Annotated in this window: 20 protein-coding genes, 1 tRNA gene and 1 riboswitch (1 of these 22 only partly in view); of the genes, 11 read left to right on the top strand and 10 right to left on the bottom strand. The window is 68.2% G+C overall.

What is annotated here, in order from left to right:
- The 3 genes from msrP to T8T21_RS10065 form a co-directional block, all read right to left on the bottom strand.
- Nucleotides 1–646, bottom strand: the 5' portion of a protein-coding gene (gene msrP / locus T8T21_RS10055) for a protein-methionine-sulfoxide reductase catalytic subunit MsrP (RefSeq protein ID WP_322335488.1). The gene continues 254 nt to the left of window position 1, outside the view; only the first 646 of its 900 coding nucleotides appear in the window; it begins with the start codon at nt 644–646; the stop codon falls past the left edge of the window.
- A gap of 152 nt (nt 647–798) precedes the next feature.
- Entirely contained in the window at nt 799–3,414 is a 2,616-nt protein-coding gene (gene clpB / locus T8T21_RS10060) for an ATP-dependent chaperone ClpB (protein WP_322335489.1), read from the bottom strand.
- Between the two features lie 171 nt (nt 3,415–3,585).
- Nucleotides 3,586–3,948 (bottom strand): hypothetical protein, encoded by a 363-nt coding sequence (locus tag T8T21_RS10065; RefSeq protein ID WP_322335490.1) that lies wholly within the window; start codon nt 3,946–3,948, stop codon nt 3,586–3,588.
- A 143-nt stretch (nt 3,949–4,091) separates the two neighbouring features.
- Between T8T21_RS10065 and pyrF the strand changes: the two genes are divergently transcribed.
- Together pyrF and T8T21_RS10075 are read left to right on the top strand one after the other, a co-directional pair.
- On the top strand, nt 4,092–4,820 hold the full coding sequence (pyrF, locus tag T8T21_RS10070; protein WP_322335491.1) for an orotidine-5'-phosphate decarboxylase: 729 nt from the start codon (nt 4,092–4,094) through the stop codon (nt 4,818–4,820).
- 110 nt (nt 4,821–4,930) lie between these two features.
- Nucleotides 4,931–5,143 carry an orotidine 5'-phosphate decarboxylase gene (locus T8T21_RS10075; protein ID WP_085895433.1) on the top strand — a complete coding sequence of 71 codons (213 nt, stop codon included), beginning with the start codon at nt 4,931–4,933 and terminating at the stop codon, nt 5,141–5,143.
- 68 nt (nt 5,144–5,211) lie between these two features.
- On the opposite strand, the gene T8T21_RS10080 is transcribed toward T8T21_RS10075, so the two are convergent.
- Nucleotides 5,212–6,453: a D-amino acid dehydrogenase gene (locus tag T8T21_RS10080; RefSeq protein ID WP_322335492.1), complete on the bottom strand. Its 1,242-nt coding sequence runs from the start codon at nt 6,451–6,453 to the stop codon at nt 5,212–5,214.
- 119 nt (nt 6,454–6,572) lie between these two features.
- A riboswitch (glycine riboswitch) is annotated at nt 6,573–6,664 on the bottom strand.
- Between the two features lie 116 nt (nt 6,665–6,780).
- Entirely contained in the window at nt 6,781–7,239 is a 459-nt protein-coding gene (locus tag T8T21_RS10085; protein ID WP_322335493.1) for an NUDIX hydrolase, read from the bottom strand.
- Here T8T21_RS10085 and T8T21_RS10090 point away from each other — a divergent pair.
- Nucleotides 7,238–8,491 carry a DNA polymerase IV gene (locus tag T8T21_RS10090; protein ID WP_322335494.1) on the top strand — a complete coding sequence of 418 codons (1,254 nt, stop codon included), beginning with the start codon at nt 7,238–7,240 and terminating at the stop codon, nt 8,489–8,491. The genes T8T21_RS10085 and T8T21_RS10090 overlap by 2 nt on opposite strands.
- Here T8T21_RS10090 and T8T21_RS10095 read toward each other — a convergent pair.
- From T8T21_RS10095 to T8T21_RS10105, 3 genes are all read right to left on the bottom strand, one after another.
- A complete protein-coding gene (locus T8T21_RS10095) occupies nt 8,488–9,372 on the bottom strand; it encodes a lytic transglycosylase domain-containing protein (RefSeq protein WP_322335495.1) in 885 nt (294 codons plus the stop codon). The genes T8T21_RS10090 and T8T21_RS10095 overlap by 4 nt on opposite strands.
- A gap of 48 nt (nt 9,373–9,420) precedes the next feature.
- Nucleotides 9,421–11,214: an SLC13 family permease gene (locus tag T8T21_RS10100; protein ID WP_322335496.1), complete on the bottom strand. Its 1,794-nt coding sequence runs from the start codon at nt 11,212–11,214 to the stop codon at nt 9,421–9,423.
- A gap of 61 nt (nt 11,215–11,275) precedes the next feature.
- The gene (locus T8T21_RS10105; RefSeq protein WP_183470739.1) at nt 11,276–12,139 is read right to left on the bottom strand and encodes an N-formylglutamate amidohydrolase; all 864 of its coding nucleotides are present in this window, start codon (nt 12,137–12,139) and stop codon (nt 11,276–11,278) included.
- Between the two features lie 141 nt (nt 12,140–12,280).
- Between T8T21_RS10105 and T8T21_RS10110 the strand changes: the two genes are divergently transcribed.
- Together T8T21_RS10110 and ykgO are read left to right on the top strand one after the other, a co-directional pair.
- Nucleotides 12,281–12,355: transfer RNA gene (locus tag T8T21_RS10110), tRNA-Val, on the top strand.
- An 84-nt stretch (nt 12,356–12,439) separates the two neighbouring features.
- Nucleotides 12,440–12,565: a type B 50S ribosomal protein L36 gene (gene ykgO / locus T8T21_RS10115; protein WP_008884645.1), complete on the top strand. Its 126-nt coding sequence runs from the start codon at nt 12,440–12,442 to the stop codon at nt 12,563–12,565.
- Between the two features lie 134 nt (nt 12,566–12,699).
- On the opposite strand, the gene T8T21_RS10120 is transcribed toward ykgO, so the two are convergent.
- Nucleotides 12,700–14,364, bottom strand: a complete 1,665-nt coding sequence (locus T8T21_RS10120; RefSeq protein ID WP_322335497.1) for a peptidoglycan-binding domain-containing protein — start codon at nt 14,362–14,364, stop codon at nt 12,700–12,702.
- A gap of 147 nt (nt 14,365–14,511) precedes the next feature.
- Entirely contained in the window at nt 14,512–15,366 is an 855-nt protein-coding gene (locus T8T21_RS10125) for a DUF481 domain-containing protein (RefSeq protein WP_322335498.1), read from the bottom strand.
- Nucleotides 15,367–15,870: 504 nt separating this feature from the next.
- Here T8T21_RS10125 and T8T21_RS10130 point away from each other — a divergent pair.
- The 6 genes from T8T21_RS10130 (at nt 15,871) to T8T21_RS10155 (ending at nt 21,245) form a co-directional block, all read left to right on the top strand.
- Complete coding sequence (locus T8T21_RS10130; RefSeq protein WP_322335499.1) at nt 15,871–16,869, top strand: glutathione S-transferase family protein; 999 nt, start codon at nt 15,871–15,873, stop codon at nt 16,867–16,869.
- A gap of 64 nt (nt 16,870–16,933) precedes the next feature.
- The gene (locus T8T21_RS10135) at nt 16,934–17,317 is read left to right on the top strand and encodes a DUF1636 domain-containing protein (RefSeq protein ID WP_322335500.1); all 384 of its coding nucleotides are present in this window, start codon (nt 16,934–16,936) and stop codon (nt 17,315–17,317) included.
- The gene (locus T8T21_RS10140) at nt 17,314–18,246 is read left to right on the top strand and encodes a threonine-phosphate decarboxylase (protein ID WP_322335501.1); all 933 of its coding nucleotides are present in this window, start codon (nt 17,314–17,316) and stop codon (nt 18,244–18,246) included. Before T8T21_RS10135 ends, T8T21_RS10140 begins: the two co-directional genes overlap by 4 nt.
- A 20-nt stretch (nt 18,247–18,266) precedes the next feature.
- Nucleotides 18,267–19,148, top strand: coding sequence for an adenosylcobinamide-phosphate synthase CbiB (gene cbiB / locus T8T21_RS10145; RefSeq protein ID WP_322337482.1), 882 nt, complete (start codon nt 18,267–18,269; stop codon nt 19,146–19,148).
- A gap of 64 nt (nt 19,149–19,212) precedes the next feature.
- A complete protein-coding gene (locus T8T21_RS10150; RefSeq protein WP_322335502.1) occupies nt 19,213–20,415 on the top strand; it encodes a lytic murein transglycosylase in 1,203 nt (400 codons plus the stop codon).
- A 92-nt stretch (nt 20,416–20,507) separates the two neighbouring features.
- A complete protein-coding gene (locus T8T21_RS10155) occupies nt 20,508–21,245 on the top strand; it encodes a glutaredoxin (protein ID WP_322335503.1) in 738 nt (245 codons plus the stop codon).
- Nucleotides 21,246–21,377 lie beyond the last annotated feature (132 nt).

Raw genomic sequence — 21,377 nt, forward strand, 5'->3', positions numbered from 1 at the left:
TGAAGCCATATTTCCACGGCACCACCAGACGGATCGGCGCGCCGTTCTGATTGGGCATCGGCTGGTCGTAGAGGCCGGTCGCCATAATGGTGAGCGGGTGCATCGCCTCGTCGAGCCGCAGCCCCTCAACATAGGGGAAGTCGAGCACGCCGCGACGGACGCCGGGCATGTTCTCGGGCTGCACCGCGGTCTCGAAGGCGACGTAGCGCGCGTTCGACTGCACGCCGGCCCGGTCGAGAATATCCTTGAGCTCGATCCCCTGCCACGGCACCACCATCGACCAGGCCTCGACGCAGCGCAGACGATAGATCCGCTCCTCGACCGTCAGACCATCGATCAGCTCGGCCAGGGGATAGGTGCCGGGATTGTCGACCAGCCCGTCCACCGTCACCGTCCAGTCGGAGGTGTCGAGCGCATCTGCATTCTTGGCCGGGTCGGTCTTGCCGGTGCCGAACTCATAGTAGTTGTTGTAGCTGGTGATCTCCTCGAAGGAGTTGGGCTCCGGCGCGTCCTGCGCGGCAGCCTGGCCGCCGAGACCCGCCAGGCCCAGTGCACCGCCGGCCTGAATGATCTGGCGACGGTTCATGAACAGACCACGCGGGGTGACGTCGGTTCGGGTCAGATCATTCGTCCAGCGATGGGCCATGCGTGTCTCCTTGCGTACGTGCCTGATTTAGACACGTTAGCCGCGGACACCATGTTTCAGGCGTCACGATGCGTTGACGCTCTGTAACCTAAACCGGCCCCGGCGGATCTCTCCGCCGGGGCCGGAACGTGCTTGCATGTTGCTACGTGCGCTCAGTGCAACACCGCGCCCTCGGGCTTGGGCCGGTTGCTGCCCGAGACCCGGTCGCCGACGATCAGCCCGTCGGCCCCGGCGCTGACATGCACCTCCTGGCCGTCGCGAATGTCGCCGGCGAGGATCATCTCGGCCAGCTGGTCCTGCAGCGCCCGCTGGATCACCCGCTTGAGCGGTCGCGCCCCGAAGACCGGGTCGTAGCCCTCGTCGGCCAGCCACTTCTTGGCAGGATCGTCGAGCAGCAGCGCGATGTTGCGGTTGGCCAGGCGCTTCTCCAGCCGCGCGAGCTGGATCTCGACGATGCCAGCCATGTCGTCGCGCCCGAGCCGGTCGAAGATGATCGTCTCGTCGAGGCGGTTGAGGAACTCGGGCCGGAAATGTGCCCGCACCGCATCCATCACGTCGCGCTTGGCACGTCCCGCATCGGCGCCGTCAGGCAGCTGGCTCAGCGCCTGCGCGCCGAGGTTGGAGGTCAGCACGATCAACGTCTGCTTGAAGTCGACCGTCCGGCCCTGGCCGTCGGTCAGCACACCGTCATCGAGCACCTGCAACAGCACGTTGAACACGTCCGGATGCGCCTTCTCGACCTCGTCGAAGAGGATCACCTGGTAGGGCCTGCGCCGCACCGCTTCGGTCAGCACGCCGCCCTCGTCATAGCCGACATAGCCCGGAGGCGCGCCTATCAGACGGGCGACCGCGTGCTTCTCCATGAACTCCGACATGTCGATGCGCACCATCGCCTGATCGTCATCGAAGAGATACTCGGCCACGGCTTTGGTGAGCTCGGTCTTGCCGACGCCGGTCGGCCCGAGGAACAGGAACGAGCCCAATGGACGGTTCTCGTCGTTGAGCCCGGCCCGCGCGCGCCGCACGGCGTTCGCCACCGCCCGCACGGCCTGGTGCTGGCCGATCACGCGACGACCCAGCTCCTCTTCCATGCGTAGCAGCTTCTCGCGCTCGCCCTCGAGCATCTTCGAGGTCGGGATGCCGGTCCAGCGCTCCACCACCTCGGCGATCTGCTCCGGCCGCACCGCTTCCTCGACCATCAGCGGGTCGTCGGATTCCTCGGCCGCCTTGAGTTCGCGCTCGAGTTGCGGGATCACGCCGTAGGACAGCTCGCCCGCCTTGGCGAGATTGCCCTCGCGCTTGGCGATGTCGAGTTCGGCACGGGCCCGGTCGAGCCGCTCCTTGAGCGTGCGCGCGCCCTCGAGCTTGTCGCGCTCGGCCTGCCACTTGGCGGTCATCGCATCCGCCTTCTCACGCAGGGCGCCCAGCTCTTCCTCGAGCTTGGCGAGACGCTCCTTGGAAGCCTCGTCATCCTCGCGGCGCAGCGCCTCGGCCTCGATCTGCATCTGCAGGATCGAACGGTCGAGCGCGTCGAGCTCCTCGGGCTTGCTGTCCACCTCCATGCGCAGACGGCTCGCGGCCTCGTCGACGAGGTCGATCGCCTTGTCGGGCAGGAAGCGGTCGGTGATGTAGCGGTGCGAAAGCTGCGCCGCCGCCACGAGGGCCGAGTCGGAGATCCGCACACCGTGATGCAGCTCGTACTTCTCGCGGATGCCGCGCAGGATCGAAATCGTGTCTTCGACCGTCGGCTCCTCGACCATCAGCGGCTGGAACCGCCGGGCCAGCGCCGCGTCCTTCTCGACATATTTCCGGTACTCGTCGAGCGTGGTCGCGCCGACGCAGTGCAGCTCGCCGCGCGCCAGCGCCGGCTTGATTAGGTTGGCCGCGTCCATCGCGCCGTCGGATTTGCCCGCGCCGACCAGCGTGTGCATCTCGTCGATGAACAGGATGATCTCGCCGGCGGCGGCCTCGATCTCCTTCAGCACCGCCTTCAGCCGCTCCTCGAACTCGCCGCGATACTTCGCACCGGCGATCAGCGCGCCCATGTCGAGCGCCATCAGCCGCTTGTTGCGCAGGGATTCGGGCACGTCGCCATCGACGATGCGCAGCGCCAGACCCTCGGCGATCGCGGTCTTGCCGACGCCGGGCTCGCCGATCAGAACCGGGTTGTTCTTGGTGCGGCGCGACAGCACCTGCATGGCGCGGCGAATCTCCTCGTCGCGGCCGATGATCGGGTCGATCTTGCCCTGCTCGGCGGCCTCGGTCAGGTCGCGCGCGTATTTCTTGAGCGCCTCGTAGCCCTCTTCGGCGTTGGCGCTGTCGGCGGTACGGCCCTTGCGCACGGCATTGATCGCGGCGTTGAGCGACTGCGCGCTGACCTTGCCGGCGTCGAGTGCTTCCTTGGCCTTCGATTTCACCATGGCGAGCGCCATCAGGATCCGTTCGGCCGGCACGAAACTGTCGCCCGCCTTCTTGGCGATCTGCTCGGCCTCGTCGAGCACGCGACCTGTGCTCTGGTCGAGATAGGTCTGCCCGGCATCGCCCGACACCTTGGGCAGCTTGGCCACGGCGGCATTGACGGCCTCGCGCACGCGGACCGCGTCGCCGCCCGCATTGGCGATCAGGTTGGCCGCGAGCCCCTGCTCGTCATCCATCAGCGCCTTCAGAAGGTGCTCGGGCGAGAGCCGCTGGTGGCTCTCGCGCATCGCGATCGTCTGCGCGGCCTGGATGAAGCCGCGCGAGCGTTCGGTGAACTTTTCGAGGTTCATCTGTCTCTCCTTGTCAAAGCGCCCGTGCTCGGGCGCCCGCTCTAGCGGCGCACCCCTGTCGGGCCTTGGGAGGAAAAATGGGTGGCGGGGGCCAGTTGCGCAAGTATCACAGTCGCAAAAAGGGCCATCGGCTCGACCGCCGATGGCCCTGTTGTCAATGACTTGCGTCGATCACTCCGCCGGCGGCACCGGGTCGAGCCCGCCATCATCGTCGACATTGTCGAACTCGGGCTCGCCGAGGCTGTCGCTGTCGCTGTCGGCCACGCTCGGGCGCACGTTGTCGTCCGGGGTCTGCGGCTCGGCCGCATCGGTCAAAGCATCGTCGATGATCGCGTCGTCGGGCTCGGCATCGCCGGTCTCGCCCACCGTGTCGGGCGACTGGCTGGGCATCTCCAGCGGCGCGGTATCGAACTCCTCGGCCTCCTCGGCGCGGAACCAGCCGCCGACGACCAGAAAGATGACGAAGAGGATGAAGCCCATCGGGATCATCACGTAAAGCAGGGCGCGGCGGGAACTGCGGGGCTTGTGGGCCATGTCGGTCTCCTTGGTCTGGCCGCCCATGCGGCCCGTGTTGCAGGCGCAACGCCGCTTTGGCCGCCGCGTTCCCGCCCGCGTGCTTGACGCGCCCGCGCGCGCCGCGCCAAAAGCCACCCACCCCTGTTCCCGGAGATCCCGCCATGACCGCCCTCGCCGCAGATGACCGCCTGATCGTCGCCATCGACCGCCCCGACGCGCTTTCCGGGCTCGAGCTGGCAGAAAAGCTCGGCGACACGGTTTCCTTCTACAAGATCGGCCTCGGCATGCTGACCGGCGGCGGGCTGGCGCTGGCGCGCGAGCTCAAGGACGAGCACGGCAAGCGGATCTTCCTCGACATGAAGCTCTTCGACATCGGCGCCACGGTCGAGGCGGCGGTGCGCGGGCTGGCGCAGTTCGACCTCGATTTCCTGACCGTGCATGGCGATCCGCACGTGGTGCGCGCCGCGCGCGAGGGGGCCGGCGGCAAGGATCTCAAGATCCTCGCCGTCACCATCCTGACATCGCTCGACCGGGCCGACCTCGACGAGGGGATGATGCGCGCGGGCGACATCGCCGAGATGGTGGTCGAACGCGCGGGCCGGGCGCTGGCGGCGGGCGCCGACGGGGTGATCGCCAGCCCGCAGGAAGCGGCGATGATCCGGGCTCTGCCGGAGGCGGCGGGCAAGCTCATCGTCACGCCGGGCGTGCGCCCGGCCGGGGCCGATCTGGGGGATCAGAAGCGGGTCATGACCCCGGCGCAGGCGATCGCGGCCGGAGCCGACCATGTCGTGGTCGGTCGCCCGATCTGGCAGGCGGAGAATCCGCGTCAGGCCGCGCAGACCATTCTGCAAGAGATGGTGTCACCCCAGGCGCGCACCCCCAACGTCTAGGGGACTCTATTTCCTCAACAAATGAATCGAAGAGTCTTCGCTGCCACAGGGAACCGAAATCGCGTTTTGGCGGTTGACCCTGCAGAATAACCGAGCAGCGGAGACTTCGAATGCAGACCATCAGACTTGGCGACGTGCGCTACAACGCCCAGATCGGTGCCTTCGAGGCCCGCGTGGATGTCGACCGCAACGGCACCACCTATCGCTACCCGTGCCAGGTGGCCGGACCGATCGACATGGATGCCGGGCATGTGCGCGCCGGGCTGACCCGTCATGCGATGCGTATGTCCGACAGCGGCGCGTCGCTCTGGTCGCATCTCTGAGATTTTCGCTACGTTCCAGTGACAAGGCCCGCCTGTTCAGGCGGGCCTTTTTTGTGCGCCTGAGCGCCTCAGGCGGCTTTCGGCAGCTCCGCGCTCCAGAGGCGTCGCGCCGGACCTTCGCCCACCGCCTCGCCCAGCATCTCGGCAGTGGCGCCGGACAGGGTCCAGCCCAGATGACCGTGGCCGGTGTTGTAGAACACGCGGGGGTGCCGGCCGGCGCCGACCTTGGGCATCATGTTCGGCATCATCGGCCGCAGCCCGGCCCAAGGCACGCAATGCTCGGTCGACACGCCTGGAAAGAGCCGCGCCACCCAATCGACCAGCGGACGGACCCGGTCGGCCCGGATGTCGCGGTTGAAGCCGTTGAATTCGGCAGTACCGGCGACGCGGAACCGGTCGACGCCGAGCCGCGAAGTGACGATCTTCGCCTTGTCGTCCAGCAGTGAGACCTGCGGTGCCGCCTCCTGACTAGCGGCGTCTCTCAGCATCACCGTGATCGAGTAGCCCTTCACCGGGTAGACGTTGACCCGATCGCCGAGCTTGGCCGCGATGCCGCGCGAACCGACGCCGGCGCAGACCACCACCCCGTCGAAACGCTCGGTATCGCCCGCCGTCACCCGCACGCCATCATCATCGGCGGCGACGTCGGTGATCTCGGTGCCCATGCGAAACCGCACCCCCTGCCCCAGCAGCCAATCGGCGAGGCCGGTGGTGAACTTGTGGATGTCGCCGGTGGAATCACAGCTGGTGACGAAACCGCCCGTCAGCGGCCCGTGGAGCTGCGGCACACGCGCGCGCACCTCCTCGGGCGACAGCTCCTCGCGGTGCAGCCCACCCTGCGCCAGAAGCCGGTTCACCCGCCGCCCGTCAGCGAGGTCTTTCTGCGTCTGGTAGAAATGCACGATCGAGGCCGACGAGAAGTCGAAATCGACCCCGGCCGTCGCGGCCATCTCGCGCAGACCTTCACGCGCGGTGATCGCCAGCCGCGTGGTCTCGACCGTGTTGGCCTCGTAGTTGCGGATGTTCCACAGGAACTCGGCCATCCAGCTCATCTTGTGCCAGGACGGCTTGGGGTTCACCGAAAGCGGGGCGTCGGGCTTCAGCAGCCATTTGGTGCCCTTGAGCACCGTGGCCCAGCGGTTCCAGACCTCGGCGTTCGAGGCCGAGAGTTGGCCGCCATTGGCAAAGCTCGTCTCCATCGCGGCATAGCGCTGCCGGTCGTAGATGGTGACGTCGTGACCGCGCTTCAGAAGCGAATAGGCAGTGGTGACGCCGGTGATTCCGGCGCCGAGAACGGCGTAATGCGGCATGATGCCTGCTCCAACGCGCCCCTTCCGTCCTTGGTGCCTGAGAGCTTCGTGGCCGCCCGCATCATGCGGATCTCCACTTTCCCCTTCGGCGGGCCTTGCGGCCTCTCTCCGGATGTTATGCGGCCCTCCCGGTCCTTTTGCCTGAGAGATCGCGGGGCGCGCGACTGCTCCTTCGGCGGCGGACCGTCCCACTCTCTCCCGGCAGGACCGTTTCCTATCGGAAACTTAACGCAGCCCAAGCTGTTCCGCCAGCCCCTTTGCATACGTTCGTGTACGGTTTGCGCGACTGCTTGCGTATCGCACAGGCTGGCGAAGGCGTGCCCGGTTTCAGGGCAGCTCTGGCGCGTCGGGACCTGCCATCCAGAGCCGCAGCCGCGCCTGAAGCGACGGCACCGCATCGGTCGCGGCGAGGAAGCGGGCGGGTGGCATCAGCGACCATCCCTGCCCCTCGTCGCCGAAGACGATTCGAGCCTCCGCCTCGGCCTGCATCCGCATCACGAAGAACCACACCCGCCCGGGCCTAGTGGCGCTGTCGAATGGCCGCTGCCAGAGCAGCGCGGCCTCTCCCATGTCGAGACCGACCTCTTCATGCATCTCGCGTGCCAGTGTCTGTTCGGGCGTTTCGCGACCCTCCCGACCGCCGCCCGGAAAATCCAGCGCCCCGGGATAGGGAATGTCCGGCCGGTCGTCGCGCCGGATCACCAGCAGCCGATCACCGATGAACAGCGCGGCCTTCGCCCCGTCGAAGCTTTCGCCCCGCCGATCAGAGCTGTATGATGCCCCCATGCCGTCCCTCTGCCGCGCCTGTTGTCATGCCTTCGAGGCGGGGACGCGCTGTCCCGCCTGCCGCAGCCCGCGCGTCACCTCTCATCCGGAGCTGTACACGCTCTCCATCGCCCACATGGATTGCGACGCCTTCTTCGCCAGCGTCGAAAAGCGCGACAACCCCGATCTCGTCGACAAGCCGGTGATCGTCGGCGGCGGCCGCCGCGGCGTCGTCTCGACCGCCTGCTACCTCGCGCGGATTCGCGGCGTGAAATCGGCCATGCCGATGTTCCAGGCACTCAGGCTCTGTCCCGACGCCGTGGTCGTGAAGCCGCGGTTCGAAGCCTATAGCGAGGCCAGCCGAGCGATCCGCGCGATGATGGAGGAGATGACCCCGGCGATCGAGCCGCTCTCGCTCGACGAGGCCTTCATGGATTTCACCGGCACAGAGCGGCTGCACGGCGCACCGCCCGCGGTGATGCTGGCACGGCTGACACGACGCATGCAGGACGAGTTGGGCCTCACCGGCTCGATCGGCCTGTCGCACAACAAGTTCCTCGCAAAGATGGCCAGCGATTTCGACAAGCCGCGCGGCTTCTCGGTGATCGGCAAGGCGGAGACCGTCGACCTCCTGCGCCCCAAGCCGATCGGGCTGATCTGGGGCGTCGGGCCGGCGGCGCAGGCCAGCCTCGACGCGGTCGGCATCCGGACTTTCGAGGACGTGCTACGCTGGGAGCTGTCGGATCTCGTGCGCCGCTTCGGCGGGCTGGGAGAACGGATCTGGCACCTCGCGCGCGGCGAGGACCGGCGTCGCGTCAACCCGCGCGAAGCGGTGAGGTCGATCTCGAACGAGACCACCTTCGATTCGGATACCGGCGATCCGGAGATCCTCGACGGGCATGTCTGGCGCATGGCCGAAAAGGTCGCCTCCCGCGCCAAGGCGCGCGATCTCGTCGGCCGGGTGGTCACGCTCAAGCTCAAGCGGGCCGACCATACCTTGCTGACCCGGCGGGTGTCGCTCAGGGCACCGACGCAGACCGCCGATACGCTCTACCGCACTGCCCGCGGGCTGTTCGACGCGCGCGGCGAGAGCGGCGCCTACCGGCTTCTGGGGGTTGGGCTGTCCGAACTGTCCGAGGCAGCCACCGCCATGCCCGAGACCGACCTGCTCGACCCGGGCCGGGCCGCCCGCGAACGCGCCGAGCGGGCGGCGGACGCGATCCGCGCCCGGTTCGGCGCCGATGCGATCCTGAAGGGCCGCGCCCTGCGCTAGTTCTTGAGCACCATGCAGGCGGCGCCGGCGGCACGCAGTTTCTCGCAGAGCGCCTCGGCCCCTGCCCGGCTCTCGCGGCCGATCTGGGCGACGTGCCGCCGCGCCGGCTGGCCCGGCAGCCGCGACCGCGTATAGGCCACCTGTTCGCCACCGATCACGCCCCCTGCCAGCCGCTTGATCTGCGCCACACGCTTTTCGACCGCGCCGCGCCCCGGCGCGGAGGCGAGGATCACGCCCCAGGGCAGGATCGGCACCGTCACCCGGAACTGCGCGATGCTGCGCCCCTTGGCTTGCTCCATGCAGGCCGGGCCGAACGGCCCGGGCGCCAGTGCCAGATCGACCGTCGCGGGCGGCGCGTCGCGCCAATTGAGCGCCGCCAGACCGGTGATCGCCTGCACATAGGCCTCGGTCTCGGCGGGCAGCCAGTCATTGCCGGCCAGGAACGCCTCGGCCCGCGCCTCGCCGGCGTTGTAGGCTACGGCGGCGAGGCCGAGCGAGCCGTAGCGCTCAGAAAGCTCGGCCAGATAGGCTGCCGAAGCTGCCAGCGCCTGCGCCGGGTCGAAGGGATCGGCGAGGCCGCGCAGCTTGGCCGTGCCGGGCATGAACTGCGCGATTCCCAGCGCGCCCGCCGGGCTCACCGCACCGGCGTCGAACAGGCTTTCGCGCCAGAGCAGGCGCGCGAAGAAGCCGACATCGAGCGCGTGCTTGCCGGCCAGCGTCTCGATGGCGGCGCAGACATCGGGAATGTAGCTGTCGAGTGCGATGCAGGGACCGTCGGGCACACAGCGGCGGTCGGATGCGGGGACCACCGCCTCCTGCGCCGCCATGGGCAAAGCACCGAGCGCGGCGCAGAAACACAAGAGAAACAACAAACGGGTCATGTCCGCAGTCTCAGGGGATTCGCCCGTTCGTCAAAATCAACTTTCGTCTCAGCCGGGGGTGAGTGGAAACACCAGCGGGATCACCAGCACCGCCGCGACCCCGACGATCAGGTTCATCGGCACGCCGATCTTTAGGAAATCGGTGAAGCGGTACTCCCCGGCGCCATAGACCAGCGTGTTGGTCTGGTAGCCCACCGGCGTGGCGAAACTGGCCGAGGCCCCCATCATCACCGCCACGACCAGCGCCCGCGGGTCGACGCCCGTGGCCTCGCCCAGCGCCACGGCGATCGGCGTCACCACCACCGCCACGGCGTTGTTGGTCACCGTCTCGGTCAGGATCGAGGTCAAAGCATAGAGCGCGGCGAGCAGCGCGATCGGCGGCAGCCCTTCGAGCCAGGGCGTCAGCCAGTCGACGATCAAAGTGACGGTGCCGGTCTCCTCCAATCCGATACCGACCACCAGCATGGCAAGGATCAGCACCAGGATGCCCGCGTTGATCGAACCCCAGGCCTCGTCATTGTCGATGCATCGGAACAGCAGGATCGCCGCCACGGCGCCCAGCGCCAGGAGCGCGATCGGTGCCACTTCGAGCGCGGCGAGACCGACCACCATCAGCAGCGCCAGCAATGCCAGAGGCGCCCGCCTGCGGCGATAGGCCCGGCCGGAGGGGCGGGTGACGGAGACCAGCTCCTGCCCCTGCGCCAGCCGGTCGAAACCTTCGGGCGTGCCCTCCAGCAGCAGCTTGTCGGCCGGGCGCAGCCGCGCCGATCCGAGATCCGGCCCTGCCACGTGGCCCTGTCGATGCGCCCCCAGCACCCTGAGCCCGTAACGATAGCCGACCGAGAGCTGCGAAACGGTATCGCGCGGGCTGCCATGCGTGGGCGTCACCATGGCCTCGGCCACGACCAGATCCTCCTCGCGGCCGCGAGCGCCGGTGCCGCGCCGCAGGCCTACCGACAGGCCCGGTAGCGCGCGCAGGGTCAGGATCTCCGACGTGGTGGCCTGCGCCACCAGCAAATCGCCCGCCGCCAGTACATGGCTGTCGAGTTCGCTGCGCCGCAACCGCTTGCCTTCGCGCAGGGCGGTGATGCGGATGCCGGGCCGGTTCAGATCCGCCGCCTCGGCCAGTGGCCGCCCGAGACCGGCGAACCCTTCGTCGAGCCGGATCTCGGTCAGGAACACCGCCTCGGAGGCCCCCGCCTCGCCCCGTGCCCGGCGATCCGGGAGGAGCCACGGCCCCAGCACCGCCAACGCGACGCCACCCACCGCCGCCACCGCAAGGCCGACCGGCGCGATCTCGAAGATGCCGAAGGGCGCGAGCCCGCGCTCGGCGGCGACCCCGGCGACGAGGATGTTGGTCGAGCTGCCGATCAAAGTCAGCGTCCCGCCCAGCACCGCGGCATAGGAGAGAGGGATCAGCAGCCGCGTCTCGGCCATGCCGAGACTGCGGGCCAGCCGGATGATGACCGGGATCAGGATCAGCACCACAGGCGTGTTGTTGACGATCCCCGAAGCCAGCAAGGTGACCCCAAGAAACACGATCAGCGCCAGAAGCGGCCGTGCCTCCGCGCGGGCGATCACGATCGCCGCGAGCGCGTCGAGCAACCCGGTCCGCACCAGCGCGCCGGAAATGACGAACATTGCGGCGATGGTGATCGGCGCCGGGTTCGAGAACACCTCGAGCACCCGGTCCGGCGGCGTCAGCCCCAAGAGCACGAACAGAGCCGCAGCACCGGCGGCGGTGACGTCGGGGGGATGGCGTTCGAGCAGAAAGGCCACGAACAGCAGGCCGAGCAACAGGAGCGCCACAAGGGGCTGCAGCTCCGTGGGAATCAGGGGCAAGTGCGGACCTCCGGGCGAGTCGCCGGATCAACCGGCGCCCTGCCTGCCCGGTTCCGCGTCGCTACTCAGCAGCGAGTCGCCCCGCCTCCTCGCGGCCGATCGCGGCGATCTCGGCAATGACGCCGGCGAGCCTCGTGCGGAAGGCCTCGAATCCCTCATGCGGGGCGACCCGCTTCTCGTCCATGTAGAGCGCGCGGTCGATCTCGATCTGCACCGCGTGCTGGCGCCGGGCCGGGCGGCCGTAAGCCTGTGTGACATAAGCGCCGGCGAAAGGCGTGTTGCGCGCGACCCGCAGCCCGGCATCGGTGAATGCGGCCTCGATCCGCGCCATCACCCGTGGCGCCGCCGCCGCGCCGTATCGGTCGCCTAGCACCACGTGCGGCCGCGCCGCGCCCCGACCGCCGGCCAGCTCGATCGCCTCGTGCGGCATCGAATGGCAATCGATCAGGATCGATTCTCCGAATCGTGCCTGCGCCTCGTCGAGAAGCGTCTGCAGCGCCGTGTGGTATGGCGTCCAGCACTGGTCGAGGCGCGACCGCGCCTCCTCGAGCCCGATCTTGCCGGAATAGATCGGCCGCCCGCCGGCGACGACGCGGGGAATCACGCCCAGTCCGCTGGCCACACGCGGATTGTGCGCGCGCCGTGCCACGTTCTCTATCAATGCGGGGTCGAGCTCGTCGGCGGCGCGGTTGAGGTCGACCCAGGCCCGCGGCAACCGCGCGGCAAGGAGCGGGGCACCATGCTCCGGCGCGGCCGAGAAAAGCTGATCGACGAAAGCATCCTCGGAGGAGCGGATCTGGCGCGCGTCGAGCGCGCTGCGCTCCAGCAGGGCCTGCGGATAGTCACGCCCCGAATGCGGCGAAGCGAAGACGACACAGCTGGTATGCGCGGCCGGTCGGAACAGTTCGAAGGCGGCCATGCGCATCAACTCCGGATTCCCCAAGGGCAAGAATAGCGTGCAAACTTCTCGGGTCGAAACCCCTTGAACCCGTCCGCCGTTCCCCGTATAGCACCGCTCACCGACGACGGACGGGGCGCCACGGGCGCTACGGACGGCACCGGCAGAGGGCGGTTAGCTCAGCGGTAGAGCACTACGTTGACATCGTAGGGGTCACAAGTTCGAACCTTGTACCGCCCACCACGGATTTCGCCGGCCCCCGATTTCGGGGGTCGAATTTTGCAACCACGGCGCAATCGCCGCGCCGCGACAAGGAGAGAGAGCGTCATGAAGGTCGCCAACTCGCTTCGTTCGCTCAAGCAGCGCCATCGCGATTGCCGCGTCGTGCGCCGCAAGGGCCGCGTCTACGTCATCAACAAGACGCAGCGCCGCTTCAAGGCCCGTCAGGGCTGAAGCAGGCCGCCCTGCCCGCAAGGGTGGGACGAGGGAACAAGGGCCGTCTCCGAAAGGAGACGGCCTTTTCGTTTGCAGCTGACCTTGCACGCCTCAATGCCCCGCGCCCCCGAAAGGGCGCGGGGCGGAACTGCTCAGCGCGGCAGGATGTCGCCCAGCGAATCCGCCAGGAGCCGTACCACCGTCGCCTCGTCGAGAAAGCCCGAGGCCTCCAGCCCATGATCGCGCTGGTAGCGACGAATCGCGCGGCGGGTCGACTGGTCGAACTCGCCGTCGACGGTGCCCGGCTCCAGCCCTTGCGCGTCGAGCCGCTGTTCGACCAGCCGCGCAGTCAGCGCATTGAGCCCAAGCTCGCGCTCGACCGCCTCTGCGGCGGCCCGGTTCTCGCTCTGCGCCCGCTCCTCGGTCAGCGCTGCGACCCTTGCCTCGGCCTCGGCGCTGAAGCTGCCTTCCGGGAAGGCGCGCTGATAATCGCGATAGGCCTCGATCGTGTCCGCGCCGCGGGCCCGGTCCCATGCGGCCCGATCCTCGGCCTGCGCCGCCTGCCGCTTCTCCTCCTCGATCAACGTCAGCCGGTCGGCGGCGGTCTCGGCGAAGAGCCCGTCGGGATAGCGGTCGAGATAGGCCCGGAGCCCCGGCTCGTCGCCACGCGCGCCGGTCTCCTCCCAGAACGACCGGTCGGCGCGTTCCGCCTGCTGGCGCTGCCGCTCGGCTTCGGCCTCGAGCTCGGCGGCGCGGCGCGCGGCCTGCGCGTCGATCCGGCTGATCTGCTCGGGGGTGAGATAGGAGGTCTGCGGGAAGCCGTTCTGCTGCTGCCAATTGGTGATCGCCTGGCGGGTGCCCGGACCGAAGATGCCGTCGATGCCGCGGGTGTTGAAATCGAGCAGGCTCAGGCTGCGCTGGATGTCGCGGCGCTGGTCACGGCTCAGCCCGATCGCCTCTTCGGCCAGCCGCGCGTCGCGGTTGGGCTCGGCGATGATCTCGGCAATCGCGGTTTCGGCGGCCTCGGCATGCGCGCCGCGCGGATAGCGCGCGAGATAGTCGCGATAGGCATCGATCGTGCCCAGCGCGACGGTGCCACGCCAGAGCGCCTCCTCGGCGGCTGGGTCGGCGGTCGAGCCCGTCGGCGCCGCCGGGGTCTCGGCCCGCTCCGGCATGAAGACCCGCGCCCGCGGCAGGTAGCCCTGCGCGGTGATGCCGTCGGCAGCCCGGATCGCGGCGCTCAGATCGGCGCGCGGCTCGACCATCGGCCCCGTCATGAAACGCGCCACGGCGCGCGGGCTGCCGGTCAGCACGGTCACGCCCTGCGGAATTTCGAGCGCGCCCAGTCCTTCGCCGACCCAGGGGTCGAAGCTGTTCGAGCTGTCCGGCTCGATCGCGATCAGCAGCAGCGACCGCCCCGGCGCCTCGGCCAGCGCCCGCAGCACGCCCTCGACCGGCAGCGCGGCGGCACCCGGCGTCAGCAGCCCCGGCGCCTCGGCCTCGGCGGTGAGGAACCAGCTGCGCGCACCGTCGGTGGCAAATCGTCCCGACAGCGCCACCACCAGCCGGTTCGCCTCGGGCACCTGCTCCAGCCAATCGCGCGCCGTCTCCGCCGTGCTGTCGGCGCGGCCATTGGGCAGCGAGAACACCTCGAAGCCTAGGCCCCGCAGCGCCTCGCCGGCTTCGAGCATCTCCGTGCCGCGCGGCATCCGCCCCAGCGTCTCGTAGCGTTCGGTTCCGAGCAGCAGGGCCGCGTCCTGCGCCCATCCGGCGCCGGCCCAGAGTATCAGCGCGGTGCTCGTCAACAATCGGCGCATGGGGTCCTCCGTCCTGTTTCCGGGCCAGACTGACCGCTCTTGGCCCCGTCATCAAATAGCAACTTCGCCAGTATCTGGTGCGCAGATGCGAAAAGGGGAGACGGGTTGCCCCGCCTCCCCTTCCGGAATGCAACCGATCGAGGGAGATCAGTTGAAGTTGTAGACCACCGACACGCCGAAGGTGTTGTCGAACTCGTCGTTCGTGCCGACCGGATCGGAGTGGTACTCGGTGACCAGGTTGGTGCGCAGCGCGAGCTGGTCGCTGACGCGCGAGGTCAGCGCCGCGTCGTTGAGCACGTAGGTGTCGCTGTCGGAGGCGATGACGTCCGTCTCGTTCGAGATGGTCAGGTTCTCGCTGATGCGGTTGTAGTAGTTCGAACCGATCGCCAGCGCCGCCTCTTCGGTAGTGTCGCCGTTGCTCTCCTCGATGTAGCGGTAAGCCGGGCCAGCCTGGATCGACCACTGCACGTCGGGGGTGTTGAACACACGGTAGCCGACGCCGACGCTGGCATAGGCGTCAGTCTCGCGGTCGTCCTCGTTGTCATAGGCCACGGCGGTGTTGGCGTAGCCGTAGAAGTTGGTCGAGAAGTCGCGAGTGTAGTCATAGGCCGCGAGCAGGCGGTTGTTGTCTTCCTCGCCCTCGTCCTCGGCATAGAGGTAGGTCAGGCGGAAGTCATGGCCGTTGACGCCGTCGAAGAAGCCCAGACGGGTGCCGACCGAGATGGTGGCGCTGTCGGAGTTGCCCGAGGTGGCGTTGCCCGAAGCGGCGACCGAGCCGCTGAAACCCAGCTGGCGGCCGGCATTGCCGAAGGACGTGCCGGGGCCGGCAAGACCTTCCTCGATGTCCTCGACGTCTTCGTCCAGATCTTCGAACTGGTCGTCGATCTGATCAACGCGCTCGATGAAGTCGCCTTCGCGGTCTTCAAAGGTCTGAGCGGCCGATGCAGTGCCGACGAGGCCCAGGATGGTGGTGGCCATCAGCAGTTTGTAAGTGGCGTTCATTTCGAGAGTCCTTTCGGTTCCAGATTCCGGCCGCCGGCCGGGTCCGCTGCGGGTTCCATGCTCGGTGAACGCGGTCTTCGCAATTCCGGTCCGCCCCCGCGACCAAAGCTCGGCGACCGGGACAAATTTGCAACAGCGCCGCGATGCGCCGGTTCTCAAGCCCGGGATATGAACCTTATTGCCGTGCCGTCAATTGAAATTAACGCTGCGGAAAGCAGCGTTCACGCCATGCCCTATGGGGCTGCAAAAATGTCACACAACGTGAGGCCAAATGCCCTTTCGTTGGGCTGCCTCCCCTTTTCGCCGAGGCACCATCTACTAGGAACGACCGTTTCAACGGGCCCCAATAGCGACGACGTTCCACCTGTCGGCTTTAGCCTGCTCCCGGCAGTTCCCGACAAACACGGCCACGCCGTGCACAGGCTCTGTTCGCTCACTCCCCTGCCCCGACCCGATAAGACGACCTATCTCGGATCCGACCGACAGCAAAACGAGGATCATCGTATGGGACGCTTGCAGAACGGCGCGTGGCAGGATGGCTGGTACGACACCAAATCGACCGGCGGAAAGTTCGAGCGCACGACGACGACGTTCCGCAACTGGATCACCCCGGACGGCGCTCCCGGTTCGACGGGGGAAGGCAGGTTTCCGGCCGAGAGCGGCCGCTATCACCTGTATGTCTCCTATGCCTGCCCCTGGGCGCATCGGACGTTGATCTTCCGCGCGCTCAAGGGCCTCGACGACCATATCGGCGTGAGCGTCGTGCATCCCGACATGCTGTCCGACGGCTGGGAGTTTCGGACCGATTTCGACGGCGCCACCGGCGACCGGCTGTTCGATCTGCCCTATCTGCGCGACATCTACACTCGGGCCGATCCGAACATCTCGGGCCGGGTCACTGTGCCGGTGCTGTGGGACAAGACGCGCGGCACCATCGTGTCGAACGAGAGCGCCGAGATCATCCGCATGTTCAACTCGGCCTTCGACGGGATCACCGGCAATCGCGACGATTATTGGCCCGCGGAACTGCGCGACGAAATCGAAGGCGTGAACGCGCGCATCTACGACACCGTCAACAACGGGGTCTACAAGGCGGGCTTCGCGACCACCCAGGAGGCCTATGACGAGGCTGTCACCGAGCTGTTTGACAGCCTCGACTGGCTCGAGGCGCGACTGACCGGCAGCCACTACCTGATGGGGGACCGGATCACCGAGGCAGATTGGCGTCTGTTCACCACGCTGATCCGCTTCGACGCGGTCTATCACGGGCACTTCAAGTGCAACCGTGCCAAGCTGATCGAATATCCGCATCTGTGGGGCTACACGCGCGAGCTCTACCAATGGCCGGGCGTGGCGCAGACGGTGCACTTCGATCACATCATGCGACACTACCATTACAGCCATGAGACCATCAATCCGCACCGCATCGTGCCGATCGGGCCCGACCTCGACCTGACGGCCCCGCATGGGCGGGACGAAGTTTCGACGCGCAACGCGGCCTGACACCGCGCGACCGGCCGCCCCGTCGCGCTTGTGGACGGGGCGGTTTTCGGTTTGAAGCGGGCGCATGAGCACGCAAAACCCCACCACCTGGATCACCATCTGCGACACCTGCAAGCGCGAGGGCTGGGACGAGGCCTCGGGCATGACCGATGGCGAGCGTCTCGCGGCGCTCGTCGAGACTGCGGCCGACGGCATGCCGGTGCGCACGCGGCGCGTCTCCTGCCTGATGGGCTGCCAGCAGGGCTGCAACGTCGCGGTGCAGGCGGCGGGCAAGCTGAACTACACGCTGGGCCGGTTCGAACCCTCAGCCGAAGCCGCGCGCGGGATCGTCGACTGGGCGGTGCTGCATGGTGAAAGCGCGACAGGGCAGGTGCCCTACCGAAGCTGGCCGCAGGCGGTGAAGGGTCATTTCGTCACCCGCCACCCGCCCCTGCCGGAGGCGGAATGAACGGGCGCGACCATGGTGGCGGCCTGGATGCCGCAATCGCGCGGCATGGCGGCACGCGCGACGGCTGGCTGGACCTGTCGACCGGCATCAACCCGGTCCCTTACCCGGTGGGAGTCTTGCCCTTCGACGCCTGGACGGCGCTGCCCGACCGGGCCGCGCACGACCGGCTGACCGCCGCCGCGAGGCGGTTCTGGCAGGTGCCCGAGACCGCGGCGATCCTTGCCGCGCCGGGCGCCTCTGCGCTGATCGCCCGGCTGCCGCGTCTCGCTCCGACCGGCGCGGTTCGGATTCCGGGGCCGACCTATAACGAGCACGAGGCCGCCTTCGCCGCCGCCGGGTGGAAGATCACCACGCGACAGGCCAAGGCGCAGGTCGCGGTGCACCCCAACAATCCCGACGGGCGTCTCTGGCAGGCCTCGGAGATCACCGCGCCCTTCGCCGTCATCGACGAGAGCTTCTGCGACATCCGCCCCGACGCCTCGCTGGTGGCGCTGGCCGGACGGCCCGGCACCGTCGTGCTGAAGAGCTTCGGCAAGTTCTGGGGCCTCGCCGGTCTCCGGCTCGGCTTCGCGATCGCCGAGCCGGCGCTGATCGAGGCGCTGGCGGAGAGCCTTGGCCCCTGGCCGGTCTCGGGCCCGGCGCTGACCATCGGTGCCCGGGCGCTCGAGGATCGCAGCTGGGCCAAGGCGACCCGCGAACGGCTGGCCTCCGACGCGGCGCGGCTCGACGCGCTGATGACGACGCGGGGCGCGCGGGCCTCCGGCGGTACGGATCTGTTCCGCCTCTACGAGGTCGACGACGCGAAGGCGTGGCAGGAACGGCTGGCGCAGGGCCATGTCTGGAGCCGGATCTTTCCGTGGTCCGACACGCATCTGCGGCTCGGCCTGCCCGCGCCCGATCGCTGGGGGCAGATCGAGGCGGCGCTTTGAGCCTCTGGCTCGCCATCGCCATGGTGCTCGACGCGCTGTTCGGCGAGCCCGAGGAGATCTGGCGCCGCGTGCCGCACCCGGCGGTGCTGATGGGCTGGGCGGTGGGCTGGTTCGACAAGATCCTCAATACCGGCGGCCCGGCGCGCGGCCGGGGCGTGCTGGCCTGCGCGGCGCTGGTCTTCACGGCCTTTTCGCTGGGCGAAGCGCTGGCCGCGATGCCGGGCCCCTTCGTCGAGGTGCTGGTCGCGGCGGTCCTGCTCGCCCAGCGCAGCCTCGTCGATCACGTCCGCGCCGTGGCACGGGGACTGCGCCATTCCCTCGCCGAGGGTCGGCGCGCGGTGTCGATGATCGTCGGGCGCGACACCGCCGCGATGAACGAACCGGCGGTGGCCCGCGCCGCGATCGAGAGCGCCGCCGAGAACCTGTCGGACGGCGTCACCGCGCCCGCCTTCTGGTTCCTGCTGGGCGGTCTGCCGGGACTGCTGGTCTACAAGATCGTCAACACCGCCGATTCGATGATCGGCTACCGCACGCCGCGCCACGAGGGCTTCGGCTGGGCCAGCGCCAGGCTCGACGACCTGATGAACTGGATCCCCGCGCGCCTGACCGCGCTGCTGATCTGGCTCGTCGCGGGCCGCCCCGGCCCATGGCGCGAGATCGCCGCCGAAGCGCGGCTGCACCGCTCGCCCAATGCCGGCTGGCCCGAGGCGGCGATGGCACGCGCGCTCGATGTCGCGCTGTCGGGGCCACGCGCCTATCACGGCGAAATGCGCGACTACCCATGGGTTCACCCGCAGGGCTTCCGCGAGATCGGCCCGGCCGCCATCGAGGCCGCCTGCGCGATGCTGTGGAAGGCCTGGGCGGCGGGTCTTTGCGTGGTGCTGGTGCTGGCGTGGACGTGAGTTGCCCCTTGCGGGTGTCGCTGGCAGGCTCCGCCGCGACCCGCAACAGACAGGACAATCGCCCATGCGCCCCAAGGCCCGTCTCCTCGCTCCGCTGATCCTCGCCGCTCTGCCCGCCTATGCGCAGGCCCAGGACTCGACCGGCCCCAAGCCGCCATGCGGCGGCGATTTCGGCGCCTGGGTCGACGGGGTGAAGTCCGAGGCCGCCGCGCTGGGCCACGCCCCGCAGACGGTGAATGCCTTCTTCTCGAGCGTGCGCCCCGACGATGCCGTGCTGCGCGCCGACCGGGCGCAGGGCGTCTTCCAGCGCGACTTCATCGATTTCTCGCGCCGGCTGATCTCCGAGAACCGGATCGCGAACGGCCGCGCCAATGCCGACAAATACGACGCCGTCTTCGACCGGATCGAGGCAGATTATGGCGTGCCGCGCGGCGTGCTGCTGGCCTTCTGGGCCTTCGAGACCGATTACGGCGCGGTGCAAGGCGACTTCAACACCGCCAACGCGCTGGCGACGCTGGCGCATGACTGCCGCCGCCCCGAGCTGTTCCGCCCGCAGCTTCTCGCCGCGATCGAACTTTATGCCCAAGGCGGCATGGACCCCGCCACGACCACCGGCGCCTGGGCCGGGGAGATCGGGCAGGTGCAGATGCTGCCGGCCGACATTCTCGAAAACGGCATGGACGGCGATGGCGACGGCCGCGTCGACCTCAAGGGCTCGCCCTCGGACGCGCTGCTGTCGGGTGGCAAGATGCTGTCATCCCTGGGCTGGCGGCCGAACGAGCCGTGGCTGCAAGAAATCGCCCTGCCGCAGGGGATCGACCTGACGCTCACCGGGCTCGACCACAAGATGACCGTAGCCGAATGGAAGGCGCTCGGCGTTACCCCACGCTCGGGCGATCTCGGCGCCGACAGCCTGCCCGCCTCGGTGCTGCTGCCGATGGGACGCGGCGGTCCGGCCTTCCTCGCCTATCCGAATTTCGACGTCTATTTCGAATGGAACCAGAGCCTCGTCTACGTCACCACCGCCGCCTATTTCGCGACCCGGCTGGAGGGCGCACCGGTCTATGATGCGGGCAATCCCGCGCCGGGCCTCTCGGGCGAGGAGATGGTGCGCCTGCAGGAGCGCCTTCAGGCACGCGGCCATGACGTCGGCGGCGCAGATGGCATCCTCGGCGAGAAGACCCGCGAGGCGGTGCAGGCCGAACAGATCCGCCTCGGCCTACCGGCGGATGCCTGGCCGACGCGGGCTCTGCTCGACGCGTTGTGATCTCCTGAGATCCCCACAGCGCCCTCTCTGGATGGAACCCCGAGGGGGTATAGGTGCGTTGGCCGGTCAACCGCATGACGGAGGACCGGCCCATGAAGACCGCCCAACTCTATCGTATGTCGATGCCCAAGCATCAGTGCCCCTTTGGCCAGAAATCTCTCTGGCTGCTCAAGAAGAACGGCTATGCGGTCGAGGATCACGAACTCACCACGCGCGAGGCGACCGAAGCCTTCAAGCGCGAGCACGAGGTGAAGACCACGCCGCAGACCTTCATCGACGGCAAGCGGATCGGCGGCTACGACGACCTCAGGGCGCATTTTGACATGGCGCCCGCCAAGCCCGAGGGTACGACCTATCGCCCGGTGATCGCGATCTTCGGCATGGCCTTCGCCATCGCCGTGGCGATCACATGGGTGGCGCTCGGCACCTTCTTCACCGGCCAGACCATCGGCTGGTTCGTCTCGGTGGCGATGTGCCTTCTGGCGCTGCAGAAGCTGCAGGATGTCGAGGGGTTCTCGAACGGCTTTCTCAACTACGACCTGCTGGCGCAGAAATGGGTGCCCTATGCCTATATCTACCCCTGGGCCGAAGGGATCGCGGGGGTGCTGATGACGGCGCTGCTGCTGACCTGGTTCTCAGCGCCGCTGGCGCTCTTCATCGGTACGGTGGGCGCGATTTCGGTGATCAAGGCGGTCTATATCGACAAGCGCGAGTTGAAATGCGCCTGCGTCGGCGCCGACAGCAACGTGCCGCTGGGCTTCATCTCGCTGACCGAGAACGTGATGATGGCCGGGATGGGGCTCTGGATGCTGGTGATGCTGCTGGCCTGAGGCTTTACAATCCGTCAGGCGATGCACATTATGATGTCATACGGTAGTGATCGGTCGATGATATCTCATCCCTGATCTGGACCCCGCAGAGTTGCCGCTCTGCGGGGTTTCTCTTTGCCGGGCTTACTTCCC

The sequence above is a fragment of the Limimaricola variabilis genome, from assembly GCF_034371605.1.
Lineage (GTDB): Bacteria > Pseudomonadota > Alphaproteobacteria > Rhodobacterales > Rhodobacteraceae > Limimaricola > Limimaricola variabilis.

What these genes read in the sequence shown, in the direction of transcription:
- clpB (WP_322335489.1), bottom strand. Translation starts at nt 3,414, where the DNA reads ATGAACCTCGAAAAGTTCACCGAACGCTCGCGCGGCTTCATCCAGGCC.
- T8T21_RS10065 (WP_322335490.1), bottom strand. Translation starts at nt 3,948, where the DNA reads ATGGCCCACAAGCCCCGCAGTTCCCGCCGCGCCCTGCTTTACGTGATG.
- pyrF (WP_322335491.1), top strand. Translation starts at nt 4,092, where the DNA reads ATGACCGCCCTCGCCGCAGATGACCGCCTGATCGTCGCCATCGACCGC.
- T8T21_RS10075 (WP_085895433.1), top strand. Translation starts at nt 4,931, where the DNA reads ATGCAGACCATCAGACTTGGCGACGTGCGCTACAACGCCCAGATCGGT.
- T8T21_RS10080 (WP_322335492.1), bottom strand. Translation starts at nt 6,453, where the DNA reads ATGCCGCATTACGCCGTTCTCGGCGCCGGAATCACCGGCGTCACCACT.
- T8T21_RS10090 (WP_322335494.1), top strand. Translation starts at nt 7,238, where the DNA reads ATGCCGTCCCTCTGCCGCGCCTGTTGTCATGCCTTCGAGGCGGGGACG.
- T8T21_RS10085 (WP_322335493.1), bottom strand. Translation starts at nt 7,239, where the DNA reads ATGGGGGCATCATACAGCTCTGATCGGCGGGGCGAAAGCTTCGACGGG.
- T8T21_RS10095 (WP_322335495.1), bottom strand. Translation starts at nt 9,372, where the DNA reads ATGACCCGTTTGTTGTTTCTCTTGTGTTTCTGCGCCGCGCTCGGTGCT.
- T8T21_RS10105 (WP_183470739.1), bottom strand. Translation starts at nt 12,139, where the DNA reads ATGCGCATGGCCGCCTTCGAACTGTTCCGACCGGCCGCGCATACCAGC.
- ykgO (WP_008884645.1), top strand. Translation starts at nt 12,440, where the DNA reads ATGAAGGTCGCCAACTCGCTTCGTTCGCTCAAGCAGCGCCATCGCGAT.
- T8T21_RS10120 (WP_322335497.1), bottom strand. Translation starts at nt 14,364, where the DNA reads ATGCGCCGATTGTTGACGAGCACCGCGCTGATACTCTGGGCCGGCGCC.
- T8T21_RS10125 (WP_322335498.1), bottom strand. Translation starts at nt 15,366, where the DNA reads ATGAACGCCACTTACAAACTGCTGATGGCCACCACCATCCTGGGCCTC.
- T8T21_RS10130 (WP_322335499.1), top strand. Translation starts at nt 15,871, where the DNA reads ATGGGACGCTTGCAGAACGGCGCGTGGCAGGATGGCTGGTACGACACC.
- T8T21_RS10135 (WP_322335500.1), top strand. Translation starts at nt 16,934, where the DNA reads ATGAGCACGCAAAACCCCACCACCTGGATCACCATCTGCGACACCTGC.
- T8T21_RS10140 (WP_322335501.1), top strand. Translation starts at nt 17,314, where the DNA reads ATGAACGGGCGCGACCATGGTGGCGGCCTGGATGCCGCAATCGCGCGG.
- cbiB (WP_322337482.1), top strand. Translation starts at nt 18,267, where the DNA reads ATGGTGCTCGACGCGCTGTTCGGCGAGCCCGAGGAGATCTGGCGCCGC.
- T8T21_RS10150 (WP_322335502.1), top strand. Translation starts at nt 19,213, where the DNA reads ATGCGCCCCAAGGCCCGTCTCCTCGCTCCGCTGATCCTCGCCGCTCTG.
- T8T21_RS10155 (WP_322335503.1), top strand. Translation starts at nt 20,508, where the DNA reads ATGAAGACCGCCCAACTCTATCGTATGTCGATGCCCAAGCATCAGTGC.